The sequence below is a fragment of the Cobetia sp. BMC6 genome (assembly GCF_029991385.1).
Taxonomy (GTDB): Bacteria; Pseudomonadota; Gammaproteobacteria; order Pseudomonadales; family Halomonadaceae; genus Cobetia.
On sequence record NZ_JAKUMF010000003.1, the window covers coordinates 72,437 to 90,720 of the forward strand.

18 protein-coding genes and 1 tRNA gene are annotated in these 18,284 nt (G+C 62.0%); 8 read left to right on the forward strand and 11 right to left on the reverse strand.

Annotated elements, in window-relative coordinates; translation table 11 throughout:
- Positions 1-38 precede the first annotated feature (38 nt).
- Positions 39-740 carry an ABC transporter ATP-binding protein gene (locus MKZ40_RS07750; protein WP_043336899.1) on the forward strand — a complete coding sequence of 234 codons (702 nt, stop codon included), beginning with the start codon at positions 39-41 and terminating at the stop codon, positions 738-740.
- Between the two features lie 156 nt (positions 741-896).
- On the opposite strand, the gene MKZ40_RS07755 is transcribed toward MKZ40_RS07750, so the two are convergent.
- Positions 897-1,256 (reverse strand): hypothetical protein, encoded by a 360-nt coding sequence (locus MKZ40_RS07755; RefSeq protein WP_175090119.1) that lies wholly within the window; start codon positions 1,254-1,256, stop codon positions 897-899.
- A 219-nt stretch (positions 1,257-1,475) separates the two neighbouring features.
- Complete coding sequence (locus tag MKZ40_RS07760) at positions 1,476-2,444, reverse strand: N-acetylmuramoyl-L-alanine amidase (protein ID WP_225346717.1); 969 nt, start codon at positions 2,442-2,444, stop codon at positions 1,476-1,478.
- 348 nt (positions 2,445-2,792) lie between these two features.
- On the opposite strand from MKZ40_RS07760, the gene MKZ40_RS07765 reads away from it, so the two are divergent.
- The 4 genes from MKZ40_RS07765 to MKZ40_RS07780 all read left to right on the forward strand — a co-directional run bounded on the left by MKZ40_RS07765 (position 2,793) and on the right by MKZ40_RS07780 (position 8,082).
- Positions 2,793-4,298 carry a fumarate hydratase gene (locus tag MKZ40_RS07765; protein ID WP_153635918.1) on the forward strand — a complete coding sequence of 502 codons (1,506 nt, stop codon included), beginning with the start codon at positions 2,793-2,795 and terminating at the stop codon, positions 4,296-4,298.
- A 168-nt stretch (positions 4,299-4,466) separates the two neighbouring features.
- Complete coding sequence (gene cls / locus MKZ40_RS07770) at positions 4,467-5,894, forward strand: cardiolipin synthase (protein WP_153635917.1); 1,428 nt, start codon at positions 4,467-4,469, stop codon at positions 5,892-5,894.
- A 215-nt stretch (positions 5,895-6,109) separates the two neighbouring features.
- Positions 6,110-7,360 carry an S-methyl-5-thioribose kinase gene (gene mtnK / locus MKZ40_RS07775; RefSeq protein ID WP_153635916.1) on the forward strand — a complete coding sequence of 417 codons (1,251 nt, stop codon included), beginning with the start codon at positions 6,110-6,112 and terminating at the stop codon, positions 7,358-7,360.
- Between the two features lie 182 nt (positions 7,361-7,542).
- Complete coding sequence (locus MKZ40_RS07780) at positions 7,543-8,082, forward strand: YaeQ family protein (protein WP_153635915.1); 540 nt, start codon at positions 7,543-7,545, stop codon at positions 8,080-8,082.
- Between the two features lie 105 nt (positions 8,083-8,187).
- Here the strand turns inward: MKZ40_RS07780 and MKZ40_RS07785 are convergent, their stop codons facing one another.
- Both MKZ40_RS07785 and MKZ40_RS07790 read right to left on the reverse strand, forming a co-directional pair.
- Entirely contained in the window at positions 8,188-9,279 is a 1,092-nt protein-coding gene (locus MKZ40_RS07785; RefSeq protein ID WP_172978678.1) for a GGDEF domain-containing protein, read from the reverse strand.
- 280 nt (positions 9,280-9,559) lie between these two features.
- Entirely contained in the window at positions 9,560-9,829 is a 270-nt protein-coding gene (locus MKZ40_RS07790) for a hypothetical protein (RefSeq protein WP_153635913.1), read from the reverse strand.
- A 243-nt stretch (positions 9,830-10,072) separates the two neighbouring features.
- Here MKZ40_RS07790 and MKZ40_RS07795 point away from each other — a divergent pair.
- Positions 10,073-10,149, forward strand: a tRNA-Pro gene (locus MKZ40_RS07795).
- Between the two features lie 503 nt (positions 10,150-10,652).
- On the forward strand, positions 10,653-10,964 hold the full coding sequence (locus MKZ40_RS07800) for a hypothetical protein (RefSeq protein ID WP_175090120.1): 312 nt from the start codon (positions 10,653-10,655) through the stop codon (positions 10,962-10,964).
- Between the two features lie 292 nt (positions 10,965-11,256).
- Here the strand turns inward: MKZ40_RS07800 and MKZ40_RS07805 are convergent, their stop codons facing one another.
- The 4 genes from MKZ40_RS07805 to arfB all read right to left on the reverse strand — a co-directional run bounded on the left by MKZ40_RS07805 (position 11,257) and on the right by arfB (position 13,188).
- Positions 11,257-11,559 (reverse strand): hypothetical protein, encoded by a 303-nt coding sequence (locus MKZ40_RS07805; protein WP_153635911.1) that lies wholly within the window; start codon positions 11,557-11,559, stop codon positions 11,257-11,259.
- A gap of 105 nt (positions 11,560-11,664) precedes the next feature.
- Complete coding sequence (locus tag MKZ40_RS07810) at positions 11,665-11,967, reverse strand: winged helix-turn-helix domain-containing protein (protein WP_153635910.1); 303 nt, start codon at positions 11,965-11,967, stop codon at positions 11,665-11,667.
- 41 nt (positions 11,968-12,008) lie between these two features.
- Positions 12,009-12,716 (reverse strand): SIMPL domain-containing protein, encoded by a 708-nt coding sequence (locus MKZ40_RS07815; protein WP_153635909.1) that lies wholly within the window; start codon positions 12,714-12,716, stop codon positions 12,009-12,011.
- 58 nt (positions 12,717-12,774) lie between these two features.
- On the reverse strand, positions 12,775-13,188 hold the full coding sequence (arfB, locus tag MKZ40_RS07820) for an alternative ribosome rescue aminoacyl-tRNA hydrolase ArfB (protein WP_153635908.1): 414 nt from the start codon (positions 13,186-13,188) through the stop codon (positions 12,775-12,777).
- Positions 13,189-13,589: 401 nt separating this feature from the next.
- On the opposite strand from arfB, the gene MKZ40_RS07825 reads away from it, so the two are divergent.
- Positions 13,590-14,516 (forward strand): LysR family transcriptional regulator, encoded by a 927-nt coding sequence (locus tag MKZ40_RS07825; RefSeq protein WP_153635907.1) that lies wholly within the window; start codon positions 13,590-13,592, stop codon positions 14,514-14,516.
- A gap of 9 nt (positions 14,517-14,525) precedes the next feature.
- Here the strand turns inward: MKZ40_RS07825 and MKZ40_RS07830 are convergent, their stop codons facing one another.
- The 3 genes from MKZ40_RS07830 to MKZ40_RS07840 all read right to left on the reverse strand — a co-directional run bounded on the left by MKZ40_RS07830 (position 14,526) and on the right by MKZ40_RS07840 (position 18,052).
- A complete protein-coding gene (locus tag MKZ40_RS07830) occupies positions 14,526-15,413 on the reverse strand; it encodes an NAD-binding protein (protein WP_175090121.1) in 888 nt (295 codons plus the stop codon).
- An 83-nt stretch (positions 15,414-15,496) separates the two neighbouring features.
- Positions 15,497-16,660 carry a M20 aminoacylase family protein gene (locus MKZ40_RS07835; protein WP_175090122.1) on the reverse strand — a complete coding sequence of 388 codons (1,164 nt, stop codon included), beginning with the start codon at positions 16,658-16,660 and terminating at the stop codon, positions 15,497-15,499.
- A gap of 96 nt (positions 16,661-16,756) precedes the next feature.
- Positions 16,757-18,052 (reverse strand): DUF3100 domain-containing protein, encoded by a 1,296-nt coding sequence (locus tag MKZ40_RS07840; RefSeq protein WP_175090123.1) that lies wholly within the window; start codon positions 18,050-18,052, stop codon positions 16,757-16,759.
- Between the last annotated feature and the right edge of the window lie 232 nt (positions 18,053-18,284).

Consider the following 18,284-nt stretch of genomic DNA (forward strand, 5'->3'; position numbering starts at 1 on the left):
CCACGCTTGCCGGTGAGGAGCTCGCGCCCCGGGAGGCCATGCTGGCCCTCGAGCATCTGACCACCCACTACGGGCCGGTGCAGGCGCTCAATGATGTCTCGCTGGCCGTCGGACAGGGCGAGATCGTGACGCTGATCGGTGCCAACGGTGCCGGCAAGACGACGCTTCTAATGTCGATCTGTGGCGATCCGCGTCCGACCAGCGGGCGGGTGTGGTTCGAGGGCGAGGAGATCACCGGTACACCCACGGCGCGTGTGATGCGTGGAGGGCTGTCGGTGGTGCCGGAAGGTCGCCGCATCTTCACCGGCATGACGGTGGAGGAGAATCTTGCCATGGGCGGCTATTACCAGAGCAAGGAGGAAAACGAGCGCAGTATCGAGCACGTGCTGGGGCTCTTCCCGCGCCTCAAGGAACGCTTTCAGCAGCGCGGCGGCACCATGTCCGGCGGAGAGCAGCAGATGTTGGCCATCGGGCGCGCCCTGATGAGTCGGCCGCGGCTGTTGTTGCTCGATGAGCCATCGCTGGGGCTGGCGCCCATCGTGATCGGGCAGATCTTCGAGATCGTAGAGCAGCTGCGCGAGCAGGGCACCACCATCTTCCTGGTGGAGCAGAATGCCCATCGCGCCCTGTCGATCGCCGATCGCGGTTATGTGCTGGAGCATGGTCGCGTGGTGCTGGCGGACAGCGGCAAGGCGCTGCTGGCCAATGATGACGTGCGTCGTGCCTATCTTGGCGGCTGAGAGGCCTGGCACGTGATTCGCTGTCGCGCCTCACCAGAGGAAGGCAATGCAAAAGAACGCGCCCCTGTCACTGAAACCTCGGTGGCAGGGGCGCTTTCTTGAGGATGCGATGCAGGGTGCGAGCCAGGGGGGGGCGGGTAAAGTGGCGTGAATGGCTTACGCCGAGAGAGGTGTCACGAATTCTTCCGGAGCATAGGCGACGCCGTCATGGATACGGTAATGATCGGTAGGGCCGGAGACCTGGCAATTGCTGACGCAGGCCTGGCTGGCGGGAAGCTGGCGCAAGGGATAGCGCACGCCGGATTGACATAGCTCCAGCATCTTCTTGAGCGCGCTGCGCTCACAGAAACCGCACAGGCACTCCAGGGCGTTGTCGAGGCAGTCTTCTTCGCTCATGCCCGCCCCATAGATGCGATTGTCATCACAGACGACGAATCCAAGAGCCCCGGGGGATGTGGCGGGTGTTGTCATGTCTGCTGCCGTTTCAGGTACTGCACTGAGAATGTTGTCAGCCATGATGAACCTCATTGTGATGGGGTATTCCGGCTTCTTCGAGCCAGTCGCTAGCTTGTCTGCCCATGACCCTCTCTGGTCATGCCTCATCCCAGAGTAGACGGCGGTCGTCAAACTGCCATGCAAATCTGTTTGGTGCGTCAAGGACAAATCGATGCTGCGTCAGAAATGTGACAGGGAAGTGACATTCAGGTGACTGTCCGGGGCTCATGCCTGACGTTTTCAGGGCGGCTGGCAGCCAGGCGACTGGCGGTAACGTGCGTTGAGCGCCAGCAATATCGCGATACTCTCGACATCGAAGGCCCCACTGATCGACCCGGGACGAAAGTGTGCCTGGAACGCGGCAATCGCCAGTTCGGGCCGTGCGACGTCCACTGGGTAGCCGTAATGCGTCAGCGCCGTGAGCAGAACCTCTCGTGATGGCAGCCCTTCGCTTGCCAGTTGGCGCTGGAAGCACAGCACGTCAGAGGTGCGTGGCCAGGCACCGATGCCGGCGTCATGCAGGCGTTGCCAGGGGAATCGCGGGCCGGGGTCGGTCTTGCGCTCAGGGGCGATGTCCGAGTGCCCGACGATATCCACCGCCTTGATGCCATGGCGCGCGATGATGGGCTTGAGCAGCGTGATTAATGCAGTGATCTGCGCCTCGCTCCACGGTGCGAAGCCACGTGAGGGGGCCCAGCGCCTGGCGACCGCCTCCCTGGCATCTTCCTGCTCGCCTCCCTGCAATGGCTCCAGTGCCAGGGGCCCGGCATTGACGATCTCGATACCGATGGAGGTGTCATTGAGATTGCTGCGCTCACCCCACTGGCTGACGCCGGCATGCCAGGCGCGGCGCGCTTCCGGCACCAGCGGATAGACGCGCGGCAGGCCGGTCGCGGGCATCGGCGCCGACAGCAGATAATGAGCGCTGACCTGAGAGCCCGTCAGGCTGAGCAGGGAGCCGTGCAGATCATCATCGGTGTAGTGAAGTACCAGATGGCGAACCCGTGAATTGCTCTTGCCGTGGGGGGAGGGCGTCACCCAGTCGAAGGTATCGCTCCCGACACCTGCGCCAGAACCCGACTGGGTGCCACAGCCTGCCAGCAACATCGTGAGCGCGGCAGCGGCCAGCGACAGCAGACGCCGCGAGAAGAAGCGTCGCGGGAAGAGGCGTGGCGAGAAGGAGGGGGGTGAACAGTCGCGTGGCGTCATTGAGCAATCATCGTGGCTGAAGAAGGGGAGTCTGCATGACAGGACGGTACCGCAACGGGACGGCGGCAGTCGCTTCGCGATACACGCGACTGCCGGCAGCGAAGCAGGCGGCTCAGGGCGGGAGAGCCTTGCGCAGACTGGGCCATAACCTGCTGAATTCTCATGTCTTGCGGGTTGCAGGATTCGCTCTGCCGCCGCGTGCTCGCATGAGGTATAATCCCGCGCACCTGATCTGACGCTCGCCCCGTGGCGGCGCGATTGCCGTGCCTGACAACAGTAATCGCCCCTGTGCCCTGTGCGCCAGTGTGTCTGTCTTTTCCATCGCTTGCCCTTGAGGAGCCGATCCTGATGACCGTGATCCGCCAGGATGACCTGATCCAGAGCGTCGCCGACGCGCTGCAGTACATCTCCTACTACCATCCGAAGGATTTCATCGACGCCATGAACGCGGCGTACGAGCGTGAAGAGAATCCTGCCGCCAAGGATGCCATCGCGCAGATCCTGATCAACTCCCGGATGTGTGCCCTGGGTCATCGTCCCATCTGTCAGGACACCGGTATCGTCACCGTCTTCGTTCACGTCGGCATGAACGTGCGCTTCGAGGCCGACATGAGCCTGGATGACATGGTCAACGAAGGCGTGCGTCGCGCCTATCTGCTGCCGGACAACGTGCTGCGCGCCTCTGTGCTGGCAGACCCGGACGGCAAGCGTGCCAACACCAAGGACAACACGCCCGCCATCATCCACCACAAGCTGGTGCCGGGTGACAGCGTCGAGATCCACGTCGCGGCCAAAGGTGGCGGCAGCGAAGCCAAGTCCAAGTTCGCGATGCTCAACCCGTCCGACTCCGTAGTCGACTGGGTGCTGGAGCAGATTCCGAAGATGGGCGCTGGCTGGTGTCCGCCCGGCATGCTGGGTATCGGCATCGGCGGTACCGCCGAGAAGGCGATGCAGCTGGCCAAGGAGTCCCTGCTCGAGCCGATCGATATCCAGGAACTGAAGGCGCGTGGTGCCTCCAACCGTGCCGAAGAGATCCGTCTCGAGCTGTTCGAGAAGGTCAACGCCACTGGCGTCGGCGCCCAGGGCCTCGGTGGTCTGACCACCGTGCTCGACATCAAGGTCATGGATTATCCGACCCACGCGGCCAACAAGCCGGTGGCGATCATCCCGAACTGTGCGGCGACCCGTCACGTGCACTTCACCCTGGATGGCAGCGGTGTGGCAGAACTGCCGGCACCCAAGCTCGAGGACTGGCCGGAAATCACCCGTGAAGCAGGCGACAGTGTCAAGCGTGTCAACCTCGACACCGTGACGCCCGAGGAAGTGCAGAGCTGGCAGCCGGGCGACACCCTGCTGCTCAATGGCAAGCTGCTGACCGGCCGTGACGCCGCTCACAAGCGCATGACCGAGATGCTGGCACGCGGCGAGCAGCTGCCGGTCGATCTCAAGGGTCGCTTCATCTATTACGTCGGCCCGGTCGACCCGATCCGTGACGAAGTCGTCGGTCCGGCTGGCCCGACCACCGCGACCCGCATGGACAAGTTCACGCGCACCTTGCTGGAAGAGACCGGCCTCTTGGGCATGGTCGGCAAGGCAGAGCGTGGCCCGACCGCGATCGACGCCATCCGTGACAACAAGTCCAGCTACCTGATGGCCGTCGGCGGCGCTGCCTACCTGGTCGCCCAGGCGATCAAGAAATCCCGTGTGCTGGCATTTGAAGACCTGGGCATGGAAGCGATCTACGAATTCGAGGTCGAAGACATGCCGGTGACCGTAGCCGTCGACAGCGCGGGTGTCTCCGTGCACCAGACGGGCCCGGCCAAGTGGAAGGAAATCATCGCTGAGCGTGCATGATGGCCCTGTCGTGATACGCCGTCGTATCGTGTGGATATGACCTGAAGACCCCCGCCGGTGATGGCATGCCGGCGGGGGTCTTCGTCTGTGTGCCGTCGATGTCATGGCATCGTTGCGCGCACTGCTGTGGCATACTCTGGCAACCCTGACGCCTGCAATGGAGCTGCAATGACCGCCTGGTTACTTGGCTTTCTGCTGTTGAGCAGTCACATTCTGGGTGCGATGACCGCCGTCATGGCCCTGATGTCCAGTCGTACCTCCCAGGGTGCGATCGCCTGGATTCTGTGTCTGCTGACCTTTCCCTACGTCGCCCTGCCACTGTACTGGGTATTCGGGCGTCCACGTTTCTATGGTTATGTCAGCGCTCGCGAGGAGCGCGACTCGACCATGCGCCGCGTCTTGATGCGTTTCCGTCCCAAACTGTCGCCGTGGCTGTCACGCCCGCTGGGCGGCAATCCCACCCATCTGGATGCCATAGAGCGCCTGGCGATGATGCCTGTCACCACCGGCAACCGCGCCAAGTTGTTGATCAATGGCGAGCACACCTTCGATTCGCTGTTTCATGCCATCGATACCGCCGAGGATTACATCCTGATCCAGTTCTTCATCGTGCGAAACGATGAACTGGGGGTGCGTCTCAAGCAGAAGTTGATGCGCCGCGCCGAACGCGGCGTGCGGGTCTGTTTCCTGTATGACGAGATCGGCTCGCGCAAGCTGCCCGACGGCTATCTGAATGATCTGATGGAATCGGGGTGTGAGGTCAGTGCCTTCAATTCCTCGCGGGGCTGGCGTCATCGTTTCCAGATCAACTTCCGTAATCATCGCAAGATCACCGTCATCGACGGCCGTGTCGGCTTCGTGGGCGGGCTGAATGTCGGCAATGAATATCTGGGCCATTCCGAGCGTTACGGGGCCTGGCGTGATACCCATCTCAAGCTTGAGGGCCCCAGCGTGATGGGCCTGCAGGAAGCCTTCTGGGAAGACTGGCACTGGGCGACCGGTGAGGTGCTGTCGCTTGAATGGCAGCCGCAGATCAGCTGTGACGAATGTCAGCATGTAGTGATCGTGCCTTCCGGCCCGGCGGACCGCCGCGAGACGGCCAGCCTGCTGGTGCAGCAGGCGATTCACTCCTCGGTCAGCCGCATCTGGATCACCAGCCCTTATTTCGTGCCGGACCAGGGCGTGCAGGATGCGCTCAAGATCGCTGCGCTGCGCGGGGTGGATGTGCGGGTGATGATTCCTGAGCGACCCGATCACCTGCTGGTGTTCCTGTCGGCGTTCTCGTTCCTGTCCGAGATGATTCGCTCCGGCGTACGCGTCTTCCGCTATCAGCCAGGCTTCCTGCATCAGAAGGTGATGTTGATGGATAGTCATACGGCAACCATCGGCACCGTCAATCTTGACAACCGCTCCTTCCGCCTCAACTTCGAGATCACGGCGTTCGTGCCCGATCACCAGTTTGCCTCGGAAGTGGAGGCGATGCTCGAAGAGGACTTCCGCCACTGTCGTGAAATCAGCTGCGAAGAGCTGGATGCGCGGCCGATGTGGCGCAAGCTGATCTCGCGCGCGGCCTATCTGCTGGCTCCCATCCAGTAATCCAGCATCCTGCATGCGACAAGCGCCTGCCGAGCTGAGCAAAACTCGCTCGGCAGGTCTTGCCAATCGCCGCGCCAGCAGGCATCTTCTCGCTATAACTGATCGCCTTCTTATTTCTTAAATGAATAAAGTGAGAGCCTTGAGGTGCTTCGCATGCCATGCACGCGAAGCGTCGCCGAGGCCGGCGACTTCATGATTCAGCGCTGAGACCTGCCATGACTGCTCAAGACCCCACCGCTAGCCACGCGCCTTCCATCGACTATCAGTTTCGCGATGATGCGGATGTGATCGCCTTCGCGCGCCAGCACGTCGGTGCTCGATATCCGGGCTTCGCGACCGCTGAAGCACTTCAGGTCGAAGAGATCGGCGATGGCAACATCAACTATGTCTATCGCGTCTGCACGCCGGACCGCTCCGCCTCGGTAATCGTCAAGCAGGGCCTGCCCTGGGTGCGCATCATCGGCGAAAGCTGGCCGCTGTCGCTGGTGCGTGTGCGCATCGAGGCGGAAACTCTGCAGTTCGAGGCAGACTGCGCGCCGGACCTGGTGCCGGCGCTTTATCACTTCGATGAAGCTCGTTCAGCGATCGTGATGGAAGATATCGGCGATCACCGCAATCTGCGCCATGCCTTCCTGGAGCGCGCGTCATTGCCCCGGCTGGGCGAGCAGATGGGGCATTTTCTGGCCACTACGCTTTATCGCAGCAGCGATCTGGCACTCGATGCCCACGACAAGAAGGCGCGCGTCGCCCGCTTCATCAATCCCGATCAGTGCAAGATCACCGAAGACCTGTTCTTCATCGATCCGTTCTGTGATCACGAGCGCAACAGCATCAATCCGGCGCTGCGCGCGGATGCCGAAGCCCTGTGGCAGGATGCTGCCCTGAAGGTCGAAGTGGCGGAGCTCAAGCAGCGTTTCCTCTCCGCGCCCGAGGCACTGCTGCATGGTGATCTGCATGCGGGCTCTATCTTCGTGCGTGAAGACAGTACGAAGGTCATCGATCCGGAATTCGGCTTCTTCGGGCCGGCGGGCTTTGATATTGGCAGCTGGCTGGCAGCACTGTGGCTGGCGGCCTGTGCGCATACCGAGCTTGAGGGAGAACAGGGCAACAAGCGTGACTACGTAGCGCAGCTGCGCGCCCAGGCGGTCGCCAGTTGGGAGAGCTTCGCTTGTGAGTATCGTGAGCAGGCCACCCATACATCGGATGCCAGCTTCGCTGCGTCGGGCGTGGCAGAGCATCTGTTGTCTCGCATGTTGCGTGATGCACTGGGCTATGCCGGCTGTGAGCTGATCCGCCGCACTGTGGGGCTTGCGCATATTCTGGAGCTCGAATCCATCAGCGATGAGGCCACCCGCGCACGCGCCGAGCGGCGGGCGCTGGCGCTCGGGCGCGAGTTGATCATGACGCGCGAACGCCTGAGCGATATCGATGCCATCGATGCCTTGGTGGCGCGTCACCTCGCCTGAGGGCTGGCATGCCAGGCAGGAGTCGGGCGTTCAGGGCCCGGCTAGGGTAGACTCTGCGCTCCGCACCCACGCGCTTGCATTTTCACGCGCGTGGTTCAGTCGAGGAGCATGGTGCTTTATCGGGATAGTGTCTTCCTGCCATTGCCTTTCCAAGACGTCTGCCTTTTCAAGAAGAGATTTTCATGGCCCTGTCTTCCACGCCTTACAAGGTGGATCTGTCGCTGACCGACCTGGATCGCGGCGTCTACGAGACCCTGCGCTTCACGGTGGCTCGTCACCCCTCCGAAACCGAACTGCGTCTTTGCGTGCGTCTGCTGGGCCACGCCCTGTGGTACAGCGAGAACATCGCGTTCGGTCGCGGCCTGTCCGATGTCGATGAGCCGGCGTTGTGGGAAAAGAGCCTCGATGGCCGTATCCTGCACTGGATCGAAGTCGGTCAGCCGGATGCCGAGCGCCTGACCTGGTGCTCGCGACGCACCGAGCGTACCTCGCTGCTGGCCTATGGCAGCCTGCGTGTGTGGGAAACCAAGGTCGTGCCGGCGGTGGCTGGGCTCTCCAACCTGAGCATCGCGGCCGTGCCGGAAGGGTCGCTGGACGCCATCACCGAGTCGCTGCCGCGCAACATCAAGTGGACCGTGATGATCTCCGAAGGCACCATCTTCATCACCGATGACAATGGCCAGCACGAGATCAATCTCGAGTGGCTGAAGGGCGAGCGCTGAGCGACATCAGCCTCGCACCGGCCCAGACACAACGCCCCCGCAAGCCATGCTTGCGGGGGCGTTGTGTCTGGGGGCTCAGTCGGTCCAGGTCGGGCGGGTGAAGGCTCAGATGACGCTCAGGTCCTTGTCGACCATCAGACGGCCTCGGCCATTTTCCTTGGCGTGGTAGAGGGCGTCATCGCTGCGCTTGACCCAGCTCGACAGGGTGTCATCGGCGTGCAATTCGCTGGCGCCGGTGCTGAAGAGAATCACGCCATGCAACAGGGGCGAGGCTTCGCAGCGCTCCCGCAGGCATCCATCGAACTGGCGAGCCGTCGCCAGGGTGCCGGGAATCAGGATCATGAACTCCTCGCCGCCATAGCGTCCGGCTTCTCCCGAGAACTCTCGGGTCAACTGGCTGACATGGCGTGAGAACTCTTCCAGTACCGTGTCGCCGTACGGGTGGCCGTGGTTGTCATTGATCATCTTGAAGTGATCCAGGTCGCAGATCAGCAGGCAGGCACTTTGCGAACGCCTGATCCAGGCTTCGGCCTGTTCGTGGATGGCGCGGTGATTGTAGAGGCCGGTCAGACTGTCCAGCAGGCTGAGGCGCTCGAGTCGCGCCGCATAGGCATTGGCGATATCACGCTCTTCATGGATACGTCGGGCATAGCCTGCGATCACCACGCTGAGAAGCCCGAAGGCCAGCGTGTAGCTGAAGCCCATATCGAGAAAACGCATGCCTTCGCTGGCATAGCTGCTGACCAGGCCCGGCCTTGCATGCTCAAACGCCAGCAGTGCCCATGGCATGAACATCAGGCCGATGACGATGATGCCTCGGCGCTTGGGGTCGGCGGGCAGTACCGCCAATACATAGGCCGACGCCATCAGGTAGAAGAGCAGGGTCGGGCCGGTCGCGCCATGATTGAACAGCCAGTTGCCGGGCAGCATCACGAAAGTGACCAGCGCACAGAACAGCCAGGCCATGCGCTGGAACTCGCCATGAAACCGCGAGCGATACCACATCAGGGCGATGAACGCGCTGGTGATGACCAGCACGATGTTGTACGCCGGCAGGGTGAGGCCCAGCAGGGAATTGAAGAGGGCCGAAATCAACCCGATGAAGAATGCGGAAACGAGAAAGCCATGATGGAGTGTCTCTCGGGCGGAGCCGGTCTTGCCGACCAGCCAGCGCCAGGAGGTAACTATCAATTTCAATGGGCTGACCATGTGACCTCGGGCATCGAGATGTCAGTGCACATCAGGCACCAACCGGGAAAGGCTGGATGATACACCACCTCATCATCAGCCACAGCTCGCCAGAGCCAACGAAGGCTCCGCAAACCCTATGCTAACGCAGCGTGGGTCATAACTTGTCTGACAAGAAGCTGCGCGAAATGAAGGCGTCCAACTTTCCGCATGAAGCGCAATATATTGCCTTCTCGACGCTGGCGCGATAACCCCTCATACCTTCCCGATGCTACCCGGCGTCGCTCCGTTACTTCCAGGGCGTGTAGCGGTAGCTGTCGGGGTCGTTGGCATCCGGGCTGTCGGCTTCCTTGAGGCGCACGAGGGTATTGCCATCCTCGTCCTCTTCGACTCCCGTCACTGTCACCGGAAAGTTGGGTGACAAGGCGTCGAGTGCGGGCCATTGCCCCTTGGTGATCTGGCTGCCGGCGGCAGGGGCGCTCTCGGCGCTGACCTTGATGGGGTCGCCGCTGACGCTGGTGCCGCCCTTGAGCGTGGTGGTAAGCGTGAATTGGATCATCGGTCGCGAACTCCTCTGGACGATTGTCGTTCATGGGCGTTGCATTCGAAGGTGCGCAATGAATGCCTGCTTCATGAACATGCGTCGCACCCGGTCATTTTGCAATGCCGACAGCGGATTCAGGCGTCAGTGCGACACCAGATCACGACGCAGGTAAAGAAATGTGAGATTCCTGCTTTTCTTTTTGAGATCAATGCGGTACATTACGTCTCGTCTTGAGGGGGAAGCTCTTCCAGACACTGTCGGGACGTGGCGCAGCTTGGTAGCGCGCTGCAATGGGGTTGCAGAGGTCGCAGGTTCGAATCCTGTCGTCCCGACCAGATTCAAGTGAAAAGGCCATCCGGTAACGGATGGCCTTTTTGCGTTTTCGCATGTCCTGAAGATGCCCATCTCGTCACTATTTACTCACTGCTCACTCACTGCTCTCCATCTTTCAGCTCCCGATTTCCATTCTTCATCACCATTCTCGCGATGACCCGCCTGCCTCACGTATCTCGCCTTTGGTTCGTATTGCTCACTTTCCCGGCCTCTCAGCTCAATCAGCACTGTGCTCGCGCAAGCGCTTTTCTATTGATCCAGGCAGATGCCACTGACATCTGGCCCAGAAAGCGCTGCCGCTTGAGTTGATCTGGATCAATTGACTGTCGGCTCGAAGTGCGGGGTAGGCGGGATGAGTTCTCTAAGCATGTAAGTATTAGATTTTCCGTATATACTGCGCCAGTCGATATTGGGGGTGATAATGAAAATCATAGACGTTTACACGGCATCTCGATTCAATCCCGAACGATCCATCCTCAGAGAACAGCTGGGGGGAGGCTATGTGGTGCAGACCTGCGCCGTGGCCGCCGAAAACTATTGCTTCGAGGTCTCTCAGTCGCGCCACTTCATCTTGGGATTTGAGGTCGCGGGCGCACGCAGTGCTGAATTTCTGTCGATCATCACCGAGGATTACGTCTTTCAGCATCCCGGCATCCGCCCGGAAACGCTCTCGGCCTACCTGCAGGATCGCGCCCGACATCCGCTGCGTCGTCGCGCTGCCTCTGCGCCTTCCGCCTCTGCGCCTTCCGCCACTGCGCTTTCCGCCACTGGGTCGGGCGCCGTACGGCGCAGTGTCACCAGCATTGCCGTTGGCTGATGATGCTTGAGGCAACGCTTTCCAGCGAATCTGGTTGCACCGTGCTGAGGTGAAAAGGCAGGCCAGATGTAGGCAAGAGACAGCCAGCAAAGGGCTAGCGAGGCAGCAAGGAAGACAGCCAGGAAGAGAAGGCTATAAGGACAGTCAAAACGCGCAGGGCAAGGAAGGGTAGAACGCAGCGCTGGGGGAGGGGAGCCGTTCAGAGAAGACTGCACGGGTTTTTCACTTTTTACGACGTTCACTTTTCGCCGTGCGCTTGCGCGACCCATCTAGTCGCGAGGCGGGCCGCGGATCACGCCCGGGCCAGGTAGCGCCTTAACGCCCAGACCGTACTGGCCAGGCTCACACAGCAGAGCAGTGGCAGGGCAACATCGAGACAGGAATCCAGATTCCAGTGCTGCAGCAGGCCGTAGTCCCAGTTCTCTGCCTTGGGTCCATCGCCCTTGTATTCATGCTGAGCGATCTCACGGCCCAGAAACAGGGCGACGGCGATGGCACCTGCCGACCACACGCCAAACAGCGGCCACAGCGCCAGCTGGATCAGCACGGCGATCAAGCCGTGCTGAACGGCACTGTCCAGAATCTCGGCCGTCATGGGTCAGCCATCATGCTTGAGGCCTCATGCTTGAGAGCTCATTCTCGAAAGCCATCTCTCGCTCCCCATTTCTCGGCCCTCGTTGTTCGATAAAGTTCATGCCCCTCACGCGTAGCCCAGCGCTTTCTGCAGACGTTCGGCGTTGTCGGCTACCCACTGGGCATTGATCGGCCCCCAGTCACGAATCACGTAGTGGCCGATATTGTTGCGCTGGCCCTCCTCGCGCTGGAATTCACAGACGATCTCGAGCTCACCCAGGGCGGTGATGGTGTCCTGGGCGGTACGCCGCGGCATGCCGGTGGCCGCGATGATGGCTGGCACGCTGGCGATGTCATGCGCGATGAGGTGGGCCACGAACAGGCGTCGATAGAAGCTTGTCTGGGTCTTGCTCAGCGGGGTGTCGGGCATTGGGGCTCCATACGGCGAAGAAGGGGGCTGTCGAGAGGTGATCAGTGGCTCAGGGTGTAGTCGATGGTGGTCACGACTCTGACCTTCTTGATGTCAGGGGTATAGCTGTCGAGGTCCGAGATCGAGAAATAGCCCTGGCTGGCATGCTTGATGTGGCCGACCGTGCTACCGGAATCCTCCGCGAACTGCTGGGCGGCGCGTCGGGCATCCGCGGTCGCGGCCGCGATCATGTCCGGCTTGATGGCTTCAAGCCCCGTGAACAGGAATTCGGTGCGGTAGGCATAGTCAGCCGAGAGCAGGATACCCTCGCGCACCAGTTCACCGGTCAGTGAGGCGCTTTGCTTGACGAGGTCGACCTTGGGCGAGCGCACCAGCACCGTAGCTTCGGCGCGATAGCGCTCATCCGGGCGCTGGGCGTTGTAGCTGTTGGCGTAGAGGTCAGTCACCTGGGGAGAGGTCACGCTGACCTGGTCGGCGGGAAAGCCCTGTGCGGTGAGAAAGGCGCGAATCTTGCGCTCATCATTGGCCAGCGCCTCATGAAGCCCGGTCAGCTGATTGGCATTGACGCTGAAGTGCAGCGGCCAGAGGGCCAGGTCGGCCTTGACCTCGCGCTCCGCGAGCCCCTTGACCGTCACTACACGGCTGGAAGATTCCCATACCTGGGCAGCCTGCTTGAGATAGCTGCCACTCCAGACCATTCCCGCGGCCAGCAGGCCGCCCAGCACGGCCGAGCTGATGATATTGCGCATGTATTGTTATCCCTGACGTGAATTATGAGTCGTGAACTGGCCGCCGCTTGCGGCGATGTCAGTCCTGTACCTTGCCGCGCATGGCCTTGATCTTGCCCTTGCGCGTCTTGCTGTCGACGCGGCGACGCTTGGCGCCCTTGCTGGGCGCTGTCGCACGGCGCGCTTTCTGTACCTTCACGGCTTCCAGAATCATCGCCTTGAGACGGGCCAGCGCATCTTCCTTGTTCAACTCGAGGGTGCGATGGCTCTGCGCCTTGATGATGATGACGCCTTCCTTGCTGATGCGCTGATCCGACAGCTGCATCAGGCGCTCCTTGTAGAAGCCGGGCAGCGTCGAGCGCTGTACATCGAAGCGCAGATGGACGGCGGAGGCGACCTTGTTGACGTTCTGGCCGCCATTGCCTTGGGCGCGAATCTGGGTGAGGTCGATTTCCCAGTCGGCCAGCGTTACCGAATTGGAGATGGTCAGCATATTGAATCTCCTTGTCATGGGGACTGTGTGGTGTGTCACGCAGACACAGTCAATGGAGCGATGGGCCATCTTAGCCTATTCGCGTACTGGCTTCAGAATGGCGGTGCGTCGCTTCTCCATTCGGCCGGCTCGCGACGCTGATCGCCTGTTCTCGCGTCACGGCGCAGAGGGCCGTGAGAACTGTCATGAATAGGAGGAGAGGCGAGGAGGCGAGGCGATGATCCATTCTGATATGGCGTTGAGGGTGGGGGAGTTCAACCGCGTGCTGCCCGAGACGGCAGAATATCGGGTACTCTGCTGGCTGCGTCCTGTGTGAAGACTGTCCAGTTTTCCAGACATTCCTGGCAGCACTTTTCCTGGCACTTATGTAATTCTCTCTCCCATCCTCTGCAGAGCGCCTCATGGATATCCCGCATCAGCGTCTTGTCTATTTTCAGGTCACCGTCGAAGCCGGCTCCATCCGGCGTGCCGCAGCGCGTCTGAACATCGCCCCCTCGGCAGTCAGTCGTCAGATAGGTCTGCTCGAAGAGGCCATGGCCGCCTCGCTCATCGAGCGCACCCGTGACGGGGTGCAGCCGACGCGGGTCGGCGAGATGCTGCTGGATTACATCCTGCAGCGAGAGAAGCTCGATCAGCACCTCGGCGAACGCCTCGATGCCTATCAGCGGCTGGAAACCGGGGAGATTCGCCTGATCATCGGCGAAGGCTTCGTCGGCGATATCATCAACAGTCCGCTGCGCGCCTTTCGCAAGCAGTACCCCGGCATCACGCTCAAGGTCGATACCGGCAGCATGCAGAGCATCATCGACAGCGTGATCGAGGATGAGGCGGATATCGGCCTGATGTATCACGAGCGGGTCCATCCCCAGTTGCGCTTCTGGCATTCGAGTCCGCAGCCGCTGGTGGCCATCATGTCACCGGAGCATCCGCTGGCGAGTGAGGCCCATGCGCTGACACTCGAGGAAGTGGCGCAGCACCCCATGGCGCTGTGGGGGCCGAGTCACGGCGTGCGTCAGCTGATGGACGATGGATTTCGTGAGGCAGGGGTGCGCCCGCATATGGTGGTGCAGACCAATTCCATGGAAGTGCTCAAGCAGGCGGCGCGGTCCGAACTGTGCATCACGCTGTTGCCGGCCTTCGCCGCGGCCCGAGAGCTCCAGGAGGGGGTGTTGATCGCTCGCGATGTGGAATGTGCCAGCTTCCGCCAGGCCCGCGCGCATATCATCACGCGGGTCGGGCGGCGCATGCCGCGTGCCAGCCTGCAGTTGCTGCGTCATCTCGAACGCTGGATCACGGCATTCAGCGGTCCGCGTCAGGAAGCGCGCTGACCTCGGGCCTCATGATCCAGGGGCTCTGGTTTCGGTCAGTCGAGGCGGGCGCAGCTGGGCGGGCACCCTGCTCAGCCAGCGATCACATAGATGATGGAGATCATCCTCGTCCGCCGGACACAGCTCCGGCGGCTGACAGCGTTCGAAGACCGCTTTCATCAAGCCTTCCGGCAGGTTGAGCGTGGTGACGAAACTGCGCGCCAGGCGCAGGTCGCGGCGCAGCTGACCGGTCGAGATCCCCGAGTCATAGCGGCCCGGCAGCACCCAACGCGGAAAATTCACCTCGCTCACGGCACTGCGCCCGGCACCCAGGTTGATGGCATCGATGCACGCCTGGGGTGTCACGCCTGCGCGATAGGCCATGGCGACCGCCTCGGCGGTGGTGATCAGGTGCGCGGCATGCAGATAGTCGCTGGCCAGGGCGGCGGCATGGCCACAGCCAGCGTCCCCGACATGCAGATGCTGCGTGCAGATGGCGTCAAGCAGCGCTGTCATGCGCGTCACTGTCGCCTCATCACTGCCGATCAACAGCGTCAGGCTGTCATTCGCCTCATCGGCAGGATTGCGGTTGGTGGCCGCTTCCAGCCAGTGATGGCCGGCGAGGCGTGTCTGCACGGCCAGCTCGCGGCTGAGCGTGACATCACCACTGCAGAGATCGATCACGGTACTGCCGGGCGGCGCCATGCGCAGCAGGCCTTGATTGCCTGTCAGTACCTTCTGTACCTGTTGTGATGTCGCCAGCGCCATCAGATAGACATCGGCGCTGAAGGGTGGGTGGCTCCGGGCGTCCTGCACCTCCGAGGCCGCCATTGCCATGACGCCCTCGACTCCGGCATGCGCAAGCGCCTGTATGGCCCGAGTGCCAATGGGCGCATCGCCAATCACGCAGATCTTCATGCTCAGCACTCCTCGCCGGGCCCGTGTCGCTGGTGGTCTTGATCAGTGATGATGGTTCGTCAGAGCTTCATCGCGGCCATGCGCTATCCGCCAACGGCCAGCAGCTGACGCACCAGTGACGTCCAGTAGCTGACGCCGATTAGCGTGGCAGCATCATTGAAGTCGTAGTGCGGGTTGTGCAACGAGGCGCTGTCTTCACCGTTGCCCAGCCAGATATAGGCGCCCGGGCATTCCTGCAGCAGATAGGCGAAGTCTTCCGAGGCCATCGAGGGCGGCAGATCACGATGGACCCGCTGGATGCTCGGCAGCTGCTCGAGAACGCTGGCACAGCGTTCGGCATGGCCGGGCGCATTCAGGGTCGCGGGATAGCGCGGCTGGTAATCGAAGTTGACCTTGAGACCGTGGAAGGTCGCCATGGCATCGACGGCGTCATGGAAGCGCTGCTGCAGATGCGCGCGCAGTGCCGGGTCGAAGCAGCGCAGGGTACCGCGCAGCTCGACCTCTTCCGGCATCACGTTGAAGGCATCGCCGGCATGGAACTGGGTAATGCTGAGAATCGCGGTCTGGTGCGCCGGCGTCTCGCGGCTGATCAGCCCCTGCAGCTGGGTCACCAGCTGACAGGCCGCCAGGATGGTGTCCTTGCCCAGATGCGGCATGGCGGCGTGGCAGCCGTGACCGCTCAGGGTCAGGGTGAAGACATCGAAGGCCGCCATCACCGCCTCTTCATGCACCGCCGCCTCGCCGAGTGCCAGCCCCGGCCAGTTGTGCAGGCCATAGATGGCATCCATCGGGAACTGCTCGAACAGGCCATCCTCGACCATGCGGCGGCCGCCGCCTTCGTTCTCCTCGGCCGGCTGGAACACGAACACCACGCGGCCGGCAAAGTCCGGATCGCGCGCCAGTTCACAGGCCGCGCCCAGCAGCATGGTGGTGTGGCCATCATGACCGCAGGCATGCATCTTGCCCGGTGTGTGCGAGCAATGTGAGACGGCGTTGGCCTCGGTGACATCCAGCGCGTCCATATCGGCGCGCAGGCCGATGGTCTGGCCCTTGCCCAGCTTGCCATCGAGCACCGCGATCACGCCGGTCTCGGCAAGTCCCCTGGTGACTTCCAGGCCTTCCGCACGCAGGATCTCGGCGACGCGCGCCGAAGTGCGGTGCTCCTCGAAGGCTGTCTCGGGATGCTGATGAAACTCATGACGCCAGCTGCGCAGCAGTGCCTCGTCGATCTTGTCGGGTAGTTGCATGCTGAATTCCTGTGGAAACCGGCACCCTGGAGTGCCGGCGTGAAAGTGATGAGAAGGGGAAAGCAAGGTGAGATGCAAAGGGCGAAGCTAGCGTGATCAGAGCAGTGCCTGTGCCACGACAGCCGAGCCGATATAGGTGCCAGTGAAGACCAGCAGCGAGATAATCACCAGTTTCCAGCCCGCCTGGCGGAACATGCTGAACTCGCGCTTGCTCAGCGCCAGACCCGCATAGCCGAGTACCGGCGTGACGATGGCGAGGAAGTTGACGAAGCCCAGCTGCTCGGTGATCCAGCCGCTGCCCGGGAACCACGGCAGCGTCATCAGGATGCTGACCAGCGACACCCAGGCGATGGCCGGCAGATAGAAGGGCATGACGCGGGCGACCAGCAGGCCGAGCATGGTCATCACGTACAGGATCAGCATGCCGGGGGCGGCGTCGATCAGGCTGGCACCATTGATGGTGTTGACCACCCAGCCGACCACGCAGACAGCCGCGACGACCATGGCCGTCTTGCCCAGCTGGTTTTCGGGGCGGTCTTCAGCCAGTGCCTCGGAGGCGAGCTTGGCTTCCTCGTCATTCATGACGTCTTCGCTGCGGGATCGCTTGCGGCTGAAGAAGCGGAACAGGCGCTCCGCGACCGGCAGGGCGATGAACAGCGAGACGTAGAGGCCGGTGGCATAGGTCAGCAGGTTGCTGGCGCCGGCGAAGGCCAGCAGTTCTTCGCCCATCTCCGGCAGGGCACCGGCGATGGCGCCGGAACACGCCGCCACCATGCTGCCGCTGCCGACACCGCAGGCCATGGCCAGTGCACGCGGGTCGAAGATATCCAGTGAGGTCAGGTAGCCCGCCATCAGCGCGAACCACAGGGTGCCGAACATGGTGCCCACGACATAGACGCCCATCACGCCGACACCTTCCGGGCCCTTGAGGCCATATTTGTCGGAGATGATCGCGATGTTGGGTTCACGCGCGATGGAGTAGGTCGCACCGATCGCCTCGCGGCCCATCTTGAGTACCACCACCGCGATCGGCATCGCGATCAGCATGGTGCCCAGGTTGCCCAGTTCCTGCAGGATCAGCGCCGGACCCGCCGAGATCAGCTGCTCGATGGCCGGGCCGATGGTGGAACCGAAGCGGGCGATGAACGGCATGATCGACAGCAGGATGACCGGCCCTGCCGCCGCGCTTACCACCGGCGGGATGAAGCGCCTGGTACCACTGAACAGGTGCGGATTGCACAGTACGGCGGCAATAAAGGCATAGAACAGCGGCAACAGCAGCAAGGTGCCGGGGCCGAGCGGGAACTTGAGAATACCGATCAGTTCGGCGCCGAGAGACAGCACCACGACCAGCAGGTGCAATCGCCAGTCCAGGAGTTGAGAAAGGGGCATGTGGGACTCCGCTTGTTATTGTAGTTTCTGAAGCTATTGAAACGGCTGGATGCAGCGCCTCGGGGCATGCCCGCGGCTGTCGGCTGCCACCCTCTGCCGGGGCGGTCAGCGCAATCCAGTATTGTCAGGAGCGGTGCTCTAAAGAAACATGATGGGTGTACGAATAAATAGAGCGGGCTGGCGGGTGGTGACAGGCAGTGAAGGTCTCCAGACGCCGACACCCCGCACAAGG

Coding starts and splice junctions, on each gene's coding strand:
- MKZ40_RS07750 (WP_043336899.1), top strand. CDS start 39: ATGCTGGCCCTCGAGCATCTGACCACCCACTACGGGCCGGTGCAGGCG.
- MKZ40_RS07755 (WP_175090119.1), bottom strand. CDS start 1,256: ATGGCTGACAACATTCTCAGTGCAGTACCTGAAACGGCAGCAGACATG.
- MKZ40_RS07760 (WP_225346717.1), bottom strand. CDS start 2,444: ATGACGCCACGCGACTGTTCACCCCCCTCCTTCTCGCCACGCCTCTTC.
- MKZ40_RS07765 (WP_153635918.1), top strand. CDS start 2,793: ATGACCGTGATCCGCCAGGATGACCTGATCCAGAGCGTCGCCGACGCG.
- cls (WP_153635917.1), top strand. CDS start 4,467: ATGACCGCCTGGTTACTTGGCTTTCTGCTGTTGAGCAGTCACATTCTG.
- mtnK (WP_153635916.1), top strand. CDS start 6,110: ATGACTGCTCAAGACCCCACCGCTAGCCACGCGCCTTCCATCGACTAT.
- MKZ40_RS07780 (WP_153635915.1), top strand. CDS start 7,543: ATGGCCCTGTCTTCCACGCCTTACAAGGTGGATCTGTCGCTGACCGAC.
- MKZ40_RS07790 (WP_153635913.1), bottom strand. CDS start 9,829: ATGATCCAATTCACGCTTACCACCACGCTCAAGGGCGGCACCAGCGTC.
- MKZ40_RS07805 (WP_153635911.1), bottom strand. CDS start 11,559: ATGACGGCCGAGATTCTGGACAGTGCCGTTCAGCACGGCTTGATCGCC.
- MKZ40_RS07810 (WP_153635910.1), bottom strand. CDS start 11,967: ATGCCCGACACCCCGCTGAGCAAGACCCAGACAAGCTTCTATCGACGC.
- MKZ40_RS07815 (WP_153635909.1), bottom strand. CDS start 12,716: ATGCGCAATATCATCAGCTCGGCCGTGCTGGGCGGCCTGCTGGCCGCG.
- arfB (WP_153635908.1), bottom strand. CDS start 13,188: ATGCTGACCATCTCCAATTCGGTAACGCTGGCCGACTGGGAAATCGAC.
- MKZ40_RS07825 (WP_153635907.1), top strand. CDS start 13,590: ATGGATATCCCGCATCAGCGTCTTGTCTATTTTCAGGTCACCGTCGAA.
- MKZ40_RS07830 (WP_175090121.1), bottom strand. CDS start 15,413: ATGAAGATCTGCGTGATTGGCGATGCGCCCATTGGCACTCGGGCCATA.
- MKZ40_RS07835 (WP_175090122.1), bottom strand. CDS start 16,660: ATGCAACTACCCGACAAGATCGACGAGGCACTGCTGCGCAGCTGGCGT.
- MKZ40_RS07840 (WP_175090123.1), bottom strand. CDS start 18,052: ATGCCCCTTTCTCAACTCCTGGACTGGCGATTGCACCTGCTGGTCGTG.